The following is a 16,900-nucleotide window of genomic DNA, read 5'->3' on the forward strand; positions in this document are numbered from 1 at the left end:
GCAAACTAACAATGCAGTTACTCAAACTAATACAGTAAGACCGCAAACTAACAATACAGCTACTCAAACTAATACAGTAAGACAGCAAACTAATGCTGCACCAACACCTCCTAAAGAGCCAGAAATAACTCCGCCTACACCGCCGACTCCTCCGCCTAATCCTCCAGCAGCTAATACTAATGCAGCAGCTAATAATAACAGTCAAAATACAACATTATCATATAACGCTGATACTTATAAAACTAAATGGACTGATACTCTTTCATCTATTGCAGCTTCCGAGCTTGGAGATGAAAGGAGATGGCCTTCGATATTTGTACTTAATGAAGATATAATAAATAATCCTGATAGTATAGTTTTTAATAGAGATATAAAAATCCCCAAAGGGGGAAAAAAAAAAGTTGAGGATATGAGTGATAATGAAAAGAAATTGCTTTATGATGATTATATAAAGGTTTCTGAAATATACACAAGAATCGGTAAACAAAATCTCGCAAATTCTATAAAATCTCAGGCAAATTCTATTATCAGTAAATAATAATCAAACAGCAAAAAAAATCAAATAAATAATATAAAAAAAATAATAAAGATTTAATAATAATTATGAAAAGATTCACTAAAAATAAAAATGCAGTATTAGAGTTCTCATGCACAGGCTGCGGAATATGCTGTAAAGAAAAAGGCTATATATTTTTTAATGATGATGATATAAAAAGAGCTTCAGACTTCTTAAAAATATCTCCCCCAGTATTTATAAACAAATATTTAGAATATGAAGAATATTACGGATATTATATAAAAGTTGATGAAGGAGAATCCTGCTGTTTCTTAGATGAAAATAATAAATGCACAATAAATGACGCAAAACCAAAACAATGCAAAACTTTTCCATACTGGAATGAATATATGGACAAAAATGGTAATTTAATAGCTGGAAAATTTAACAGGCCATGCAAAGGGGTTAAAATAAAAAAGTAGATTTTTATTATTTCCTTTTTTACAAAAATATTATATAATAATATGCATATATTTTTGTTTTAGGAAATCCAAATAATGAGTAATGACTTAACTACCAAATACGATATTTTAACTGTTAAAGAATTAAAAACCATAAAAGATCAGCTAGTATCACATAATATCCCACTATTTAGAGTAGATAAAGAAAAAAAAATTATTCCATTTCCAACAGAACAATTAAGCCTTATCATAGATAATGAAAAATATAATAACCTAAAACTATATATCCCAAAAAATTTCTCAGTATTTATAGAAGAGTTCAAATCTATAACTCAGGCCGATAACTCTTCAAATGATTCTGATACAAATCAGCCCTATGTATTTAGAACGCCTAAAGAATCTGAAAAAGAGATGGGCAAAAGAATATCTGAAATCTCTAAAATGACTTACAAAGAAAAAGTAAGTACAATAGAAAGCTATAATACAGAATTAAAAAAAATAGTAGTAGATGAAGAAGTCGGAATAAATAAACATACAGCCCAGCAAATAGTTAATGTAGGTAATGATGTAGGATTAATAGCCAAAGTTACTATGTTTGAGAGTATTCAAAAAATTAAAGGAGAAGAAATTACTCAGGAACAGGCTAAAATAGAAAATCAGGAAATTACAGAAACTACGACTAACCTAGTAACAACCATAGTAGATATGCTTTCCAAAAATACAGAAACACAAAAAGTTTTTGATGAGCTTAGAAACTATTCTGATGGAGGTGTAATGTCTCACTCCAACAGAGTATTTATATCATATGTTAATTTTATGGCTTTTTATAACAACCTAATTAACAGAAGACACTTAGTACATAAAATAAGAACTTCATACACTAATAAATATAAAAAATTCTATGAACAAGTAGAGGCAATGTTCAGCAAAGATAATATACGCAAAAATTTGGCCACTGTTGAAGACTGTATCGACAAAGGGATAAAAATTATAGAAGAGCGAGAGATGAATCTTTATTCAGTAGGTGCTTTGCTTCATGATATAGGTAAAGTTAAAGATTTGGACTATTTTGAAGGAGCTAACGGCAGAGATTATGAAAGAATAAAAAAGCACTTATTTAATAGTTACGCATTGGTAAGTCAGACTTCTGAATATCCTCTTGAAGTTATATTAACCGTAGCTTTACACCATGAATATTACGGATTAGGATACGGACCTTATGATCATCTATATAAATTAAAATTGGCAAAAGACCCTCATTTCCAAATACAGAGAATAATGACATATGATGCTAAGGCTATAGATGAATGTGAGGCTTTTGCATATTTCCCTGCTAAAATGCTTGAAATTATAGATGTATACGATGCTTTAATAGACCCTGCACGTAAATACAGAGGCGGTAAAACTTTCACTCCAGAAGAAGCTCTTAATATTATGAGAGAAGATTTTGTAGAAAAGCATGTTAAATTAGACCCTATACTATACGATGTATTTGTAGAGTTTTTGAGCAATTCTATAGAGCAGGATTTGATGGCATGCAAACTGCTATAAATTATTAAACAGTATACTTGTTTCAAAATTATTTTTAGCTGTGTAATTAGTATATACTGAAAATTTTTAAGTTTGTCAATTTTTTTATTGTTCTTTTTCCCGCCTTCGCTCTGCGGGCTTCACCAAAAGAACCAAAAAGTGCAAGTGTAAAAATTATTATCAAATCGTACTAATTATGTTCAAATGTATAATAAATTATTAAATTTAGCCTGAGATATAGCCTTTCGCTACTGCTGGCTGTGCCTGCTTCTTTGTGTCAACAAAAGAAGTAGGGTTTGGGGCAAAGCCCCAACTATAATTAAAAAAATATTAAATTAAAAAAGTGATAAATATTAAGAAATTTAGTTTTGAAACAAGTCTAATATAACTAATACACTTAAACAATTAAGAAAACTTATGAGCCAACCATGGGAATCGAACCCACGACCAATGCATTACGAATGCACTGCTCTGCCAACTGAGCTAGGTTGGCTTTTCTAATCATTAGTAATATTATTATTTAACTCTTCTAATTTTGCTATGCCGTCTCTGTAGGCCTCAAACACGACCTGCCAATTACTTGTAGTAAGCGATGAAATACCTATATCATCATAAACTTCTTCTGAAAACTGATTAATAAAATTAAAACGTATATTTGTTATAGCGGCATTTGCAAAACTGTTAAACTCATCATCATTATTAAATTTGTATCTTACTTCAACGTCATAATACTGTTTATCACCCATTAAATAAGGACTGTAAACAACTTTCTGAACATTTGTTAATTGTACGCTGCTTCCGTCATTAAAAGTAAATATTATAGGTGTACCATTATTAACAAATATCTGACTTGGATACTTATATCTGAACTCTAATGTTATGGTTCTTCCAGCTTTTTTATAAAATCTAAATCTGTTATCTCTTAAATATTTATAGGTTTCTTTCCAAGATGTGTATATATTAATTTTTGATGTTAATTTATCTTTTTCTGTAAAAAAAAGCCTGCTGTTTAATATATTAGTTTCCTGAGAATACAAAATATTTAAAATAAAAAATGAAAAGAGTAATATATATTTATTCATTTTATCATTCCATATATAAAAAATCACTTATACTGTTAATAAGATACGGAATATTAAACCTTAAAATTAAACAATAAGAAGAATTTTTTTATAAAAATACATTGACAATAAGCATTATTTTGTTAGAATACAAAAACAATTAATAAATATAATAAAACTTTAAAGGACAACTATATGGAGAGTATTATAATATTATCAGTAATAGCAGTTATTGCTGTAATTGCCATAATTAACTACATTAAAAAAATGAAATCGGGAAGCTCCTGCTGCAGTGAAGGCTCAGAAATTATAAAAAAGGTAAAGATAAAGGATAAGAATAAAAAAAATTATTCATACAAAAAGGTAATAAAAATAGGAGGAATGACTTGTACTAAATGTGCCAAGATAATAGAAAACAATTTTAATAAACTTGGGGGTATATATGCCAAAATAGATTTTGATAATGAAGAAGGAGTAATATTAAGCAAAAAAGAATTAGATGATAAAGTATTGGAAGATATTATAAAAGAATCAGGATACAGATACTATATAAAACAGACTTATTTTCAAAACTAATAATTATTTTAATACATACTATTAAAGTTTATGCAATTTACAAAGCATTACTTAAAAATAATATTATGCTTGTTTAAGTGTGTGGCTCTCATATATTAAAAACAACTATAATTTATTTTTTATAAATTATAGTTGTTTAGCTGTATAATAAATTATCTTCTTCTAGTAGAAGAGCGTCTGAATGTACTTTTCTTTCTTGTAGAACTTCCAGAGTTTTGCTTGAACAATGTACGTCTTGTAGAACTATTATTATTTACTGTTGTTTTTTTAGATGAAGATGAATTAAATATACTTCTTCTATTATTATATGTATTTCTTCTAGTATCATAATAATCTCTGTTTACAGTGTTTCTTCTTCCATAATCATCATAATATACAGGTCTTCTATTGTCCATCAAATTCATAAGCATCATATACGTAAAGAAACTGCTTCCAAATCCTCCGCTCTGTGCTATACGCTGAGCTTTTTCAGGCTGTATTTCTTCGATAAAGTTTGTGTATTTACTAAATGAGTTTGTAGGAAAAGGAATACTAAATTCATATTTTCCAGCATCAAACATCATAGGTCCTATCTGAGACATAGATGTATTTACTATAACATCATCATCATTTAAAAACTGAGAAACTAAAAATATATTTTCAGACTGTCTTCCTGATTTTTTAGCTTCTACCACTACTTTTATATTATCATTTTCTTTACTTGATGATACTACATTAAAATATGATTTTGCTGGTCTGTAGCATGAAGTTAACATAATTAAAAATATAATTGTATATAATAGATAATTTTTTTTCATTATAGTTCCCCAATATAAATTACTTAGTCCAAATCATCACAAGAAGTTTTTTAATACTTATTTCAAGCTCCATAAAATATGATGATAATTTTTTGCCTTCGCTTTTTACTAATAATTTTTGATATAGTATTTCATTAAGCAGATAAACCAAAAAATCTTCAATACTTGAATAAACATCTCCCGCACTTTCAGAACTGTAAAATACCACTCCTTTAGAATTGTTTAGTTCATCTGCTACAGCATTTCTTACCATTTTTTTTCATCATCATCTAAATCACTTATATGATTTTCAAATTCTTCTTTGTTTCTTAAAAGCTCAAATTGAAAATCGTCTTCATAAAGCGGCTTGAGTTCAGTTGTTTTTATAAGATCATAATATTTACTTATTTCGTCCAATATCATATAAACCTCCAATTATATTTTCCGTATTATAGCTTTTATGTATAAATTGTCAATATTATGAGGTACTGGCATACCTTTGTTATATGGAAAACTATTTTTGATATTTTTAATACTATACTTTTTGATTTGTCATGTAAAAATCTAAAATATAAATATTTTTAATTATTAACTATGTCTTTTAATTGGCTTAAGAATATATTATTGATTTTATGTGTAGATATTGTAACTCTTAAAAAATCAGAGAGTATGTTTTCTTTATTATAATTTTTAACAAATATATTTCTTTTTAGAAGTTCATTATATATATAATCAGCACTTTTATATATATGTTTTATCAAAAGAAAATTGGCTCTTGAAGGCACTACTATAAAACCTTCTTTGCTTAATAGAGTATCCAATCTGTTTCTTTCTAATACTATATCAAAAATATTTTTATACGAAGTTTTTTCATCTTGCAAGGCTGCTACAATTATAGTTTCGGATATTTTGTTTACTGCGTATTTTTGTCTTAATTTTGAAATACTATCTATATTTGAAGGATTAGATATTATAAAGTTAACATTAACTCCAGATACAGAATGCGAATGAGCAATAGATCTTATTATGATTAAGTTTTTATATTCATTAATAAGTTTAATTGCACTCTCTCCTGCAAAGTTTATATATGATTCATCTATAATATATATTCCTTCATAATGTTTCAAAAACTCTTCAATTTCTTTTATATTTATAAACATGCCAGTTTCAGCATTAGGATTGCTTGCTATTATAATAGAGTTTCTGCTTCTTATATTTTTTTTAAGATTTATATTATAATCATCTTTTGCTTCTATTATATCGAAATGCATTTTATAATATTCTAATATTTTAATATATAGATCTCTGTATGGCTCTTCTAAATATATTTTGTATTTATCAAATGAGTTTATAATACAGGCGAAAGCCTCATACATTCCGTTAACAGATATTATAGAGTTTGTTTCTATATTGAGATATTTAGCCATTTCATAATCTAATTTTTCAGGGCTGTACTCTGGAAAAAATCTCAGAGAGTTAATATCAAATTTTTCAAGCTCTTTAATAATATTTTTTGAAGGCTTGTAAGGGTTTTCATTTTTATCCAAAAAAATTTTTCTGTCCATACTAATAAGCTACTAAATAATATAAAAAATAATAAATATAATATTATTATAATTATCTTATTATTTTAAAATTAGTTTACCATTTTTAGTTTTATGTTTAGTTAATTTAATATTTTTATTGAGCACCTTATTATGTTTAAATAATTGGTAAATCTTGCCGATAATTACTTTTAGTTGACAATATGTTTACTATATTTATTCAAGTCAGCTATTTGTATATTATATCTTAAAATTAAGAGGCAGATTTCAATGTCAGTAAAACAGGTTTCCGATCAAGAAATATTATCAATGTATTTAAATTATGAAGCAGTTGAAAAAGGCTTATCATCAAATACTTTAGAATCTTATAAAAGAGATATTGTTATATATCTTGATTTTTTAACTAGAAACAAAAAAACAATTTTAAAAGCTACAAGAAAGGATATTGAGAAATTTTTAAGCGAACGTAAAGAGCAGGGTTCAAAGTCAAGAACAGTTGCAAGAAACAAGGTAAGTATAGTTAATCTCTATAAATTTTTAGTGATGGAAAATTATATCTCTAAAAATCCTACTGACAATTTAGAGGTAATACGTTTAAAAAGAGTTCTGCCGGAATCGCTTACTACTACAGAAGTAGATGATCTTTTGTCAGTGCATAATGAAAAAACTGATAAGGGCTTAAGAGATAAAGCTATATTTGAGCTTATGTATTCATCTGGATTAAGAGTAAGTGAAATTTGTTCTTTAAGAATAGATGATATATTTTTTGAAGGCAAGTATTTAAAGATACGCGGTAAGGGCAACAAGGAAAGAATAGTTCCTATTAATGACAGAGCATTAGACATACTGCAAAGATATATTCAAACTAGCAGAGTGATAATGGTAAAGGGTAAAAAAACAAGCGAATTATTCTTAAACTTCAGAGGGGATAAAATTTCAAGAGTAGGCATTTGGAAAATAGTAAAAGAAACCATGAAAAAAAGCAATATTACCAAAAACGTTTATCCTCATACATTAAGACATAGTTTTGCCACACATCTCATACAGCATGGAGCAGATTTGAGAGCAGTTCAAAGAATGTTAGGTCATTCAGATATCACAACAACAGAAATATATACCCATGTTGATTCAGCACATTTGAAAAAACAAATAGCCAAACACCCAAAGCATTCAAAACATGCTAGACAAAATACTAATATATAAAAAATATAACAAATTGGAATGAAACAAGATGAAAAGAAGTATAATAGCCACTACAATATTGCTGCTTATATCTATATCATTAGTTGCTTTAACTTTTGGTATAGGCGAGAGAATGACAATCGTTAGTAATCTTGAAGATACAAGCTATCTGTTTGATGAAACAGCTAAAAACCACAGAATAGATATGTATAATCCTGATTCTTTGTCTTTGGTAACTACTAAGCCCATATATGATTATGATTTGTCAGTAGATTTGGAAGATATTTATACAGATGAAGAGATAAGTGCTGATGCTGATATAGAATATTTAAATCAGAATATGCTTTTAAGCGATGATGAATTAAGCAGCGAAATGCCTAATCCTAATGTACTTCCTGCTATGGTATTTAATGCCAATACTACAGATAAAATGGCTGATAAATTAAGTGAAGCTGTTGATTTGGCTATACAAAATTCTAAAAGCCGCGAAGCTCCTAGAGTGGCAATAGATTTATCAAAAATATCAGTATTCAGATATGAACCAGTGGTAATAAATGCTTCTGTGTATACTGAAGATGTTATAAAAAATTTAAGTATATATGTAAGATACAAAAAAGATAAGATAGTAAGAAAAAACGGAGATGAAAGATATCCTATAAATGTATTTAAAGTTCAGAACTCACAGTATAAAGGAACATATCTTCATCCTTTTGGCGGAGTTTTAGGAGAGTATCAGGCTATAGTCCTTGTTCAGACTAAAAACGGTGTTTTTGGATATACGAAAGACTTTACTGTAAAAGGAAGACAATCACCTCCTGCTAAAGAAACTAAAAAAATAGCTACATTAGAATATGCTATAGACTTAACTACTAAAAAAATCCCAAGTGTAGAGACAGGCGAACTTACTACTTATGACGCTATATATGACTGGATTAGATATATGAAATGCGATATATTCTGGGCTATAGGCGGTCAGACTACTGGCTGGACAGCTGGAATTACACCAGAAGAGCCTTGGGCTAAAGCTATGATTAAAAATATAGATAATTTGGCAGCAAGCAAAGCTAAAGGTGATATTGAGCTTGGTGCTTATGTTATGAGTTATTTTGCAGCAGGCGGCGGAGCTAGAAAAGGCGGATATGAAGTTTCTATAGGGTATAATTCCGCTACTCAAAGCCTAGTTGAAAGCAGACACATATCATTAGATGATCCTAAGAGAGTACAGGATATTATCGATATATTAAAAAGATACGATTCTAATCCTAATATATCATATGTAGGTCTTGACTTTATACGTACAGGCGAAGTTGACGGATATGAAATGGTTGATGAGATGGTTGAGCTTACTGGAGTTTATGTTCCTGCAAGCTGGTCTACTATGAGTAAAGCTGCCCGTATGCGTTGGCTTGCTGTAAATAGAGGCAGAAAAGAAATAGGTATGAAATGGAGATGGTTCAGAGCTCATAAAGAGTCTTTGATAATAAAAGCTATAAAAGATGCAGGTATAAAGAAAAAATTATGGGCATTTACTTTGGGCTGGAATCATGGTCAGGAGCATGGACAAGACCCTTATATGTTCTTTGATGCTGGTATAGATTATGATGCAGTTATGATATATGAAGCAAGCCGCCCTCAGCATGTTGGTATGCTTGCAGCTTGGCCGCAGTACTTATCAGGTGAGTATAATGTACTAGTTGGTAATATGATAGACAACAGACTTCAGGACGGAAGTTTGAGACCAGAACTTGAATATATGAGAAGAGTATATGAATCAGAAGCTAAATTTAATAGAAGCAGCAGAATAAGAGGAATATTCTTCCATGACGTTTCAAGAATGTTATGGTCAAAGTTTAGAGGTTCTGGAAACAGTATAAGAGAATGGGCTAATATCAATGCTTCTATAGTTTCAAGAATAGAAGAAAAATATTCAGAAAACCCATTTAATGTTACTGTTAAATTAGATGAAAGAAACAGAACAGGGGTGCTTACTATAGTTAATAGAACTTCTAAAAAACAAAGCGATGTAACTATAAAAACAGACTTGGCTCAGGCTTTATCTACTATAGTACTTGACAGAGAAACTTTGGATATAGAGGCTGGAGAGACTGTAGAGGTAGGATTCAGATATGCTTATGGCAGAAGCAGATATTCTTCACTTATGGCATTTAGGGTTGCTTCTTCTTCAGGTGAGGAGAATGTAGCGGTTGCTTATACACTTCTTAACTCTTTGAGACCTAAGCCTAAACAAACAGAAGAAAGTGCTACTTTGGCTAAAAGTAATGACGATGATAAAAAAGATGAAGATGAAAAAGTAAAAGATAACTAAAAAATATTAAATAATATAAAAAATAAAAGGAAGTGTTTTTCGGCACTTCCTTTTTTATTCAACTTTTCCCGCCTTAGCTCGGCAGGTGTGCAGCATACGGACTACGCCTGCAGCTAGAAGAAGGCACAGCCCAAAGTATCGAAAGGATATATTTTGGGCTAAATTTAATAATTTATTCTACATATAAAACATAATTAGTACGATTTAATAATAATTTTAACACTTGCACTTTTTGGTTCTTTTGGTGAAGCCCGCAGAGCGAAGGCGGGAAAAAGAACAATGAAAAAATTGACAAACTTAAGAATTTTTAGTATATACCTAAACAATTATAATTTGTCAAAATTAGTTTTTATATTTTTATTATTTTCGGGAACTAGCCCTGCGAAGTACCACACTTCTTTTGTGACGCTGTCCGCATCGCTGGTGTGCCACAAGAAGCAGGTACATCCCAAAGTCTCGAAAGGATATATTTTAGAATAAATTTAATAATTGACTATACATGTAAAATAAAATTAGTATTATTTAGTACTAATTTCATACTTGCACTTTCATAAAGCGTATCCGAGTTTATCTAGTATATAAGGTTCTTTTGGCGAAGCCAGCAGAGCAAAATCTGGAAAAAGAACAATGAAAAATTGACAAACTTAAAAATTTTTTGTACAATATAAAAAATATTAAGGAGATACATATGGATAAAAAATTTAAAGAAGAGTTTGATAAAGTTAAACATCTTTTAAAACCTAATTTTGATTTGGATACGGCTTTCAGAGATAAAAAATTTAAAGATACAAAATTGGATATACTTGAAGTTGGGGAAGTTAATATTATAAGCGGTAAAATAGTAGCATGCGATCCTTTGGCTTATCTTTATGATGATATAGAGCCTTTTATTCAAACTGTAAAACCTGATAAATATAAAGTTTCACTTCTTATAATTGAAGAAGAAGAGAGAATTGCTATGGCTAAAATTTCTTTTTCTGATAATGAGCCTAAAACTTATGAGCTTGCTGTAACTGGGGAAGAAGATTTATCAGATATAGAAGAGGGAGAGTTTTTCGGATATCCAGTAGATGCTGGTATGGGTTGTGTATGCGATTATGAAACAGCATTAAAATATTTAGAATATGAAAGAAAACTTGAAGAAAAAGGCGATTTTGATAATAGATATGATGATTTGTTTTCTGATTTACTAGAAGATAATGCTAAAAAAAATCCAAAATATCAGTCAGAGTACGGAGATTGGCTTAACTGGAATATTCCAGAAAGCGATTCAAATATAGTATTATTTTCAAGCGGATATGGGGACGGATACTATCCTTCATATTTTGCTTATGATGAAAACAACAATATATGTGCTTTTTATACTGTATTTATAGATTTGGAAGATGATGAAGAATAATTATAAAAATAACTTTTATATGCTGGTATATATTATTATTATTGAGTTTTGTAACAAGTATAATATATTTCAACGCACGTAGAATGAAATTCTCATATATAATAAAAATCAGAATTTTAAATTAATTGATATAAAAAAATACGTTCTGCGTGCGTTTAGTAAAGTGCAAATTTAAATGACGCTTTGGGCGGGCGTATATTGAGAAGTGATTATCTCATAGATTTTATTAAAGTATATATAAAAATAAAGCATTTAAAAATCTAAAAGGGCGGGGATTAGATTAAAGTTTTAAATTTTATTTTCACCCCACCCTCTAAATTTTTTAATACACTCTGTTATTTATAAATGATTCTTATTTTTTAGCTTTTCCTGTTATTTTGACTGCCCACCCAAGAGTTTTTTAAATTTTATAATACTATTATAAAGTAATAAAAATAGTATTTAAATATACTTTATATTTTTCATATTTTTAGCTAATAAAATTTTTTCTTCTCCTAGAGCTTTTATAGTATATTATTTTAACAAAATTAATAATTTAAAAATATAATTTTTTTATTATATTTATAGTATAAAAAACATAAGGATAAAAAATGAAAACAATATTAAAAACTATTATAATTACTATAATGATTTATGCTTTTATGTCATGCTCAAAACAAAACTATGGTATTGACAGCAAATATGCAGGTACTTATAAAGGAAATGCTAGTGTTAATACTTCTTCAGGTACTATAGAATGCGAAGGAGTATTTACAGTTAATTCTGACGGCTCTGTAAAAGGAAATATTTATAACAATAGTAAAACATATGAAAAAACTTATGATGTGTCTAAAAACTCTGTATCAAAAGAAAATGACAGTAAATATAAAGCTTCTGAAAACTTATTTGGCTACAAAGTAGATTTTATTTTCATATTTAATTCTGATACTTTAACCATAGAAATAACAGATTACAATGAAGGAAGTGTTGTTAAATGAAATTTCAGTAAATTTATTTAAAAAATATGTAAAAAAAATTGACATCTAAAGATAAATATATTATAATGTAAATATAGTTAACATTAAATTTACACTATATTTACAAAGGATATATTTATGAAAAAAACATTTATTACATCAGTATCTTTTTTGATAATATCTTCAAGTTTAGTTTTTGGTCAGTATTATTATGATGAGCAATATTATTATGACAATCAAAACTATAATAATAATAACAGCTATAATAATTATAATAATACATACAATTATTATGAAGAGTTTATGAAAGTTTTAACTAGAGAAGCCAATAATCCAAACAGCATTTATTACAGCCCTGTTTTTGCAAGCAAGTATAATAATACTCAAATGAATGCCAATACATATGATGAGGCTATGAATGCTATGAATTATGCTTCAGAAAATTATAATAATACACAGCCTTATATAAACCCTTATGAAGAGCTAATGAAAATGCTTGAGGCAGAATCAAAAAATCCAAACAGCCCTTATTACAGCCCAAATCAAAATGCTAGCCAGTACAATGATAATCAATATAGCGACCCTCATCAGTATAATGGTTACAGTAATCCTTATCAAGATGCATATTATGGCAATCAATATTATAATGATCCTTATCAGTATAATGAATATAGCGACCCTTATCAAAATCAATATAATGATGGTCAGTACAATAATAACGAGTATAATCAATATAATGATCCTTATCAAAATAATTACAACACTCAAACTAATACATCAGAAAATCCTTACCAATTAGCAGCTGAAGAATTAATAAAAGCAGCCGAAGAGTTAAGCAAAAAAGCAGATAATTATAACGCTAATACTTATCAGTATCAACAAAATCAAAATAACAGCACAAAAAATAATACTCAAAACTTCTATACCCCTTTCAAAGTTCCTCAAGTAGTTTTTGATACAGTAAAAAGAATGTATCCTAATGAAAAAATATTGGATATATCAGCAGATACTATAGGAATATATGATGTAACTTTAAGCAATATGGTAATACTATCTATAGATAAAAACGGAAATATTATGTATCAAAAATAATTATATTTTATTTTTACTATAATAAATAAAAAAGAGTCTTAAATAATATTAAGGCTCTTTTTATTTTTATAAAAAACATTTGCTTTAAAATAAAAGTTTATATATTATAATGCAAAATAAATAATAAGGATTTCTATTATGTCAGTAAAAATACCTTTTGAACAAATAGTAAATGAAGATTATATAGGAAAAGAAATTAACCCTGTAAATCATAATGATATTTACAGTGCCGCACAAAATATTGATAATAATATAAAAAAAGATGAAGGCATTAATTTACTTATAATAGACCCTCAAAGAGATTTTATAGACCCTGATAAAGGAGCATTGCCTGTAAAACATGCCACAGAAGATATAAAAAGAATAATAAGATTTATATATGATAATATAGAAAATATTTCTGGCATTTATGTTACATTAGATACTCATAGATACGATTCCATATTTCACCCTATTATGTGGAAAGATGCTTCAGGAAATACAGTTTCTCCTTTCACAGAAATAACATTGGAAAAAATAGAAAATAATGAAATAATACCCGTTTATAATAAAGATATACAGACTGATTATGTAAGAAAATTAAAGGAACAAGGCTCACAAAATTTGATGATATGGCCTTATCACTGTATATATGCGTCAGACGGCTGGCTTATAGAAAAACAGCTTTATAATATGCTTATGTTCTTTGAATGTTACAAAAAAACAAATATTAATAAAATTATTAAAGGCACAGATTCTTTCAGTGAAATGTACGGAGTTATAAGACCAGAAGTATCTTCAGAGTACACAAAACAATATGATAATTCTTGGGTGAATGACATTATAAAAGCAGATAAAATATATGTATGCGGAGAGGCTAAAGATTACTGCGTATATGAAAGCGTAAAACAGTTTACAGAAATTTATAAAGACAATAAAAATGCTTTAGAAAAAGTAAATATAATGATGAACTGCTGCAGTGATATAGGCGACAAAAAAATATCTGATGAAAAATATAATAAACTCTCAAAAGATTACGGTATAAAACTTATTAATATATAATAACCATATATTAATAAATTAATGAAACTTTGTAAACAACAATGACATAATTCTCTACATTTTTTAATTGTCTGATTTGTAGAGTTTTATATTATCATTATTAATTATGCGTTTTATTATTTCTATATCTTCATCATCAAAATCATTAGAGAAATATATAGCCTTTATACTCGGAGATGTTAATAATATAGCTTTCAAAATATTATTTTCTTCTGATGCAAACATATATATAAGAGACTCATATTTTATATCATCATCTCTTGTGATAAACTTAGCATTCTTTCCATAAACTTTGTCATCATGAACATTATCAATAATAACGGCATCTTCTGCTTCATACTCTATGCATATAGTTTTGCTATTTAAATTATCAATAGATTTTTCAAATGAGTATAATTTTATTTTTTCTATTGATGGTTTTATAGCTTTTAATTTATTATCATCTAAAATATTTTCTAAAGCCTCATAAGCATTTTTATACTCTGCCCTATTTTCAAATAAAAGTTTTAACAAGTCTGTATTATATTCCATACTTTTATATAATGATAATGTGTTTTGGGTATTATTGGCTTTGTAACACTCTACACTTTTATTAAATAATTTATCAAACAAATCCAAAAAATCATTGTATCTTATAATATTATTTTTAAGAAGTGTATATGAAAGAAGAAATATATTATATCCTGCAAAACTTAATTTGCTTTTAATATCAAAATTATCTATATATCTGAAATATGTATTTATAAGTTTATCATAATCTTTTTTTAAATAATAAATAATAGCCAAATTATTATAAATATAAAAAGATGATTTTTCTCTTTCTATTAATTTATTATAATAAAAAACAGAATTATCATAATCTTTTAAATGATAATACGACTCAGCAAGCATATTATATATATTATTGTTTTGTTTATTTATTTTTAAAGAGTATTCTATAACTTTATCATATCTTTTATTATTAAAACATATAGTAATTAATTTGTCATAATATTTAAAAGAATCAGGTTTTAATTCTAGTATTTTATCTGCAAAATACATAGCATTATCATATTCTTTAAAATCAAAATATATACTAAATAATGTTTCATAAGCATTGCTGTAAAGAGGATTAATCTCAAGTGCTTTGTTTAAATAAACTAATGCCTTTTCTTTCTCTTCTAAATGATAATATGATAAACCAATACAATTATATGCATCAGCATTATTTGAGTAAATATCTATAGACTTATTAAAATTTTCTATAGCTCTATCATACTCTTTTAAATTATAATAAGCCAAAGCTAAATTATTATAAGCCTTATAATATCTGTCATTAATCTCTATAGACTTATTAAAATAATATATTGCCTTGTCATACTCTTCATTAGATGAATAGCATATACCTATAAAATTATATGCCTTATAAGCATTATTATTTTTTTCTATTACCCTTTCAAAACATTCTATAGCTTCATAATAATATTTTTTAGAATAATAACTTATACCCAATTTATTATAATCAGTAAATGCCTTAACATCTAGCTTTTTAGCCTTGTCAAAATATAAAGCAGCCTTGTCAAACATCTTTCTATTAAAATAAACCAATGCCAAATTATTATAAGCATTAGCATATTTAGGATTAATCTCTATAGACTTATTAAAATAATATATAGCATTGTCATAATCTTTTAGAAATGAATAAACAGCTCCCAAAGTATTTGCTATTTTGTATGACTTGCTATTGTACTGGAAAAATCTTTTAAAGCATTCTATTGCCTTTTCATAACTTGCTATCTTATAATAACTCATACCAAGCATATCATAAGCCTTAAATACCCTATCATCTAAAGATTTTGAATGCTCAAAAAACTCTATAGCTTCATTATATTTTTTATTTTTATAATAAAACAAAGCTAAATTATTATATGCCTTATCATATTTAGGATTAATCTCTATAGACTTATTAAAATTTTCTATAGCTTTAGTATAGTCTTCTTTTGCAAAATAGCTTATACCCAAAAGATTATATGCTTTATAAGAATTTGGAGTAATTTTAAGAGTTTCATTAAAACATTCTATAGCTTTATCATACTGTTTTATAGCATGATATCTTATGCCAAGTAAATTGTATGATTTAAAAGTTTTTATATCTACTTTTCTTGCTTCTTCAAAATACCTTATGGCATCTTCATACTCTTTCATCTCAACGCATACTTGACCTTTATATAGATTGGCTCTATAGTTTTTAGGTACTTTTTTTAGTATTACATCAAGAATCTCTAAAGTTTGATCATAGTCTTCATTGGTCATGCGGTATGAAGCTTCATTTAAAAGATAATCCATTTTTGTATTAAGCATAAAAACCCCAGTATACAATTATATACTACATTTTACAATGAATACATATGTTATGTCAACAATAAAAGCAATTTTTTTAAAAATTAATTGAGTATATATAATACAATAATAAAACGACAA

The 16,900-nt window shown here is 27.4% G+C and carries 16 protein-coding genes and 1 tRNA gene; 10 read left to right on the forward strand and 7 right to left on the reverse strand.

Translation table 11 applies throughout. From position 1 onward, the window contains the following. The 3 genes from F811_RS16720 to F811_RS0104500 all read left to right on the forward strand — a co-directional run. On the forward strand, window positions 1-538 hold a 538-nt coding region (locus tag F811_RS16720), incomplete at its 5' end, for a LysM peptidoglycan-binding domain-containing protein (RefSeq protein ID WP_033425217.1). Window positions 539-603: 65 nt separating this feature from the next. Continuing rightward, entirely contained in the window at window positions 604-978 is a 375-nt protein-coding gene (locus F811_RS0104495; RefSeq protein ID WP_020004091.1) for a YkgJ family cysteine cluster protein, read from the forward strand. Between the two features lie 75 nt (window positions 979-1,053). Further along, a complete protein-coding gene (locus F811_RS0104500) occupies window positions 1,054-2,508 on the forward strand; it encodes an HD-GYP domain-containing protein (RefSeq protein ID WP_020004092.1) in 1,455 nt (484 codons plus the stop codon). Between the two features lie 399 nt (window positions 2,509-2,907). Here F811_RS0104500 and F811_RS0104505 read toward each other — a convergent pair. Beyond that, window positions 2,908-2,980, reverse strand: a tRNA-Thr gene (locus F811_RS0104505). 4 nt (window positions 2,981-2,984) lie between these two features. Next, window positions 2,985-3,569 carry a hypothetical protein gene (locus F811_RS0104510; protein WP_020004093.1) on the reverse strand — a complete coding sequence of 195 codons (585 nt, stop codon included), beginning with the start codon at window positions 3,567-3,569 and terminating at the stop codon, window positions 2,985-2,987. 174 nt (window positions 3,570-3,743) lie between these two features. Here F811_RS0104510 and F811_RS0104515 point away from each other — a divergent pair, with 174 nt between their 5' ends. Then, window positions 3,744-4,124, forward strand: coding sequence for a heavy-metal-associated domain-containing protein (locus F811_RS0104515; protein WP_020004094.1), 381 nt, complete (start codon window positions 3,744-3,746; stop codon window positions 4,122-4,124). A 152-nt stretch (window positions 4,125-4,276) separates the two neighbouring features. Here F811_RS0104515 and F811_RS0104520 read toward each other — a convergent pair whose 3' ends face one another. The 4 genes from F811_RS0104520 to F811_RS0104530 all read right to left on the reverse strand — a co-directional run bounded on the left by F811_RS0104520 (window position 4,277) and on the right by F811_RS0104530 (window position 6,465). Beyond that, window positions 4,277-4,921 carry a hypothetical protein gene (locus F811_RS0104520; protein ID WP_020004095.1) on the reverse strand — a complete coding sequence of 215 codons (645 nt, stop codon included), beginning with the start codon at window positions 4,919-4,921 and terminating at the stop codon, window positions 4,277-4,279. A gap of 19 nt (window positions 4,922-4,940) precedes the next feature. Next, complete coding sequence (locus F811_RS16945) at window positions 4,941-5,174, reverse strand: hypothetical protein (protein ID WP_020004096.1); 234 nt, start codon at window positions 5,172-5,174, stop codon at window positions 4,941-4,943. Then, window positions 5,168-5,323, reverse strand: coding sequence for a hypothetical protein (locus tag F811_RS16950; RefSeq protein ID WP_020004097.1), 156 nt, complete (start codon window positions 5,321-5,323; stop codon window positions 5,168-5,170). The genes F811_RS16945 and F811_RS16950 overlap by 7 nt, the downstream gene beginning before the upstream one ends. A gap of 158 nt (window positions 5,324-5,481) precedes the next feature. Next, window positions 5,482-6,465, reverse strand: coding sequence for an aminotransferase class I/II-fold pyridoxal phosphate-dependent enzyme (locus F811_RS0104530; RefSeq protein ID WP_020004098.1), 984 nt, complete (start codon window positions 6,463-6,465; stop codon window positions 5,482-5,484). A gap of 249 nt (window positions 6,466-6,714) precedes the next feature. Here F811_RS0104530 and xerD point away from each other — a divergent pair, with 249 nt between their 5' ends. From xerD to F811_RS0104560, 6 genes are all read left to right on the forward strand, one after another. Next, entirely contained in the window at window positions 6,715-7,647 is a 933-nt protein-coding gene (gene xerD / locus F811_RS0104535) for a site-specific tyrosine recombinase XerD (protein ID WP_020004099.1), read from the forward strand. Window positions 7,648-7,675: 28 nt separating this feature from the next. Beyond that, window positions 7,676-9,952, forward strand: a complete 2,277-nt coding sequence (locus F811_RS0104540; protein WP_020004100.1) for a hypothetical protein — start codon at window positions 7,676-7,678, stop codon at window positions 9,950-9,952. 688 nt (window positions 9,953-10,640) lie between these two features. Then, a complete protein-coding gene (locus F811_RS0104545; protein ID WP_020004101.1) occupies window positions 10,641-11,351 on the forward strand; it encodes a DUF4241 domain-containing protein in 711 nt (236 codons plus the stop codon). Between the two features lie 590 nt (window positions 11,352-11,941). Then, window positions 11,942-12,328, forward strand: a complete 387-nt coding sequence (locus tag F811_RS0104550) for a hypothetical protein (RefSeq protein WP_020004102.1) — start codon at window positions 11,942-11,944, stop codon at window positions 12,326-12,328. A gap of 117 nt (window positions 12,329-12,445) precedes the next feature. Beyond that, window positions 12,446-13,399 carry a hypothetical protein gene (locus F811_RS0104555; RefSeq protein ID WP_020004103.1) on the forward strand — a complete coding sequence of 318 codons (954 nt, stop codon included), beginning with the start codon at window positions 12,446-12,448 and terminating at the stop codon, window positions 13,397-13,399. Between the two features lie 138 nt (window positions 13,400-13,537). Further along, entirely contained in the window at window positions 13,538-14,440 is a 903-nt protein-coding gene (locus F811_RS0104560) for a cysteine hydrolase family protein (protein WP_020004104.1), read from the forward strand. Between the two features lie 63 nt (window positions 14,441-14,503). Here the strand turns inward: F811_RS0104560 and F811_RS0104565 are convergent, their stop codons facing one another. Next, on the reverse strand, window positions 14,504-16,780 hold the full coding sequence (locus F811_RS0104565) for a tetratricopeptide repeat protein (RefSeq protein ID WP_020004105.1): 2,277 nt from the start codon (window positions 16,778-16,780) through the stop codon (window positions 14,504-14,506). Window positions 16,781-16,900: the final 120 nt, after the last annotated feature.

This window comes from Brachyspira innocens ATCC 29796, assembly GCF_000384655.1.
Lineage (GTDB): Bacteria > Spirochaetota > Brachyspiria > Brachyspirales > Brachyspiraceae > Brachyspira > Brachyspira innocens.

What these genes read in the sequence shown, in the direction of transcription:
- F811_RS0104495 (WP_020004091.1), top strand. Translation starts at nt 604, where the DNA reads ATGAAAAGATTCACTAAAAATAAAAATGCAGTATTAGAGTTCTCATGC.
- F811_RS0104500 (WP_020004092.1), top strand. Translation starts at nt 1,054, where the DNA reads ATGAGTAATGACTTAACTACCAAATACGATATTTTAACTGTTAAAGAA.
- F811_RS0104510 (WP_020004093.1), bottom strand. Translation starts at nt 3,569, where the DNA reads ATGAATAAATATATATTACTCTTTTCATTTTTTATTTTAAATATTTTG.
- F811_RS0104515 (WP_020004094.1), top strand. Translation starts at nt 3,744, where the DNA reads ATGGAGAGTATTATAATATTATCAGTAATAGCAGTTATTGCTGTAATT.
- F811_RS0104520 (WP_020004095.1), bottom strand. Translation starts at nt 4,921, where the DNA reads ATGAAAAAAAATTATCTATTATATACAATTATATTTTTAATTATGTTA.
- F811_RS16945 (WP_020004096.1), bottom strand. Translation starts at nt 5,174, where the DNA reads ATGGTAAGAAATGCTGTAGCAGATGAACTAAACAATTCTAAAGGAGTG.
- F811_RS16950 (WP_020004097.1), bottom strand. Translation starts at nt 5,323, where the DNA reads ATGATATTGGACGAAATAAGTAAATATTATGATCTTATAAAAACAACT.
- F811_RS0104530 (WP_020004098.1), bottom strand. Translation starts at nt 6,465, where the DNA reads ATGGACAGAAAAATTTTTTTGGATAAAAATGAAAACCCTTACAAGCCT.
- xerD (WP_020004099.1), top strand. Translation starts at nt 6,715, where the DNA reads ATGTCAGTAAAACAGGTTTCCGATCAAGAAATATTATCAATGTATTTA.
- F811_RS0104540 (WP_020004100.1), top strand. Translation starts at nt 7,676, where the DNA reads ATGAAAAGAAGTATAATAGCCACTACAATATTGCTGCTTATATCTATA.
- F811_RS0104545 (WP_020004101.1), top strand. Translation starts at nt 10,641, where the DNA reads ATGGATAAAAAATTTAAAGAAGAGTTTGATAAAGTTAAACATCTTTTA.
- F811_RS0104550 (WP_020004102.1), top strand. Translation starts at nt 11,942, where the DNA reads ATGAAAACAATATTAAAAACTATTATAATTACTATAATGATTTATGCT.
- F811_RS0104555 (WP_020004103.1), top strand. Translation starts at nt 12,446, where the DNA reads ATGAAAAAAACATTTATTACATCAGTATCTTTTTTGATAATATCTTCA.
- F811_RS0104560 (WP_020004104.1), top strand. Translation starts at nt 13,538, where the DNA reads ATGTCAGTAAAAATACCTTTTGAACAAATAGTAAATGAAGATTATATA.
- F811_RS0104565 (WP_020004105.1), bottom strand. Translation starts at nt 16,780, where the DNA reads ATGCTTAATACAAAAATGGATTATCTTTTAAATGAAGCTTCATACCGC.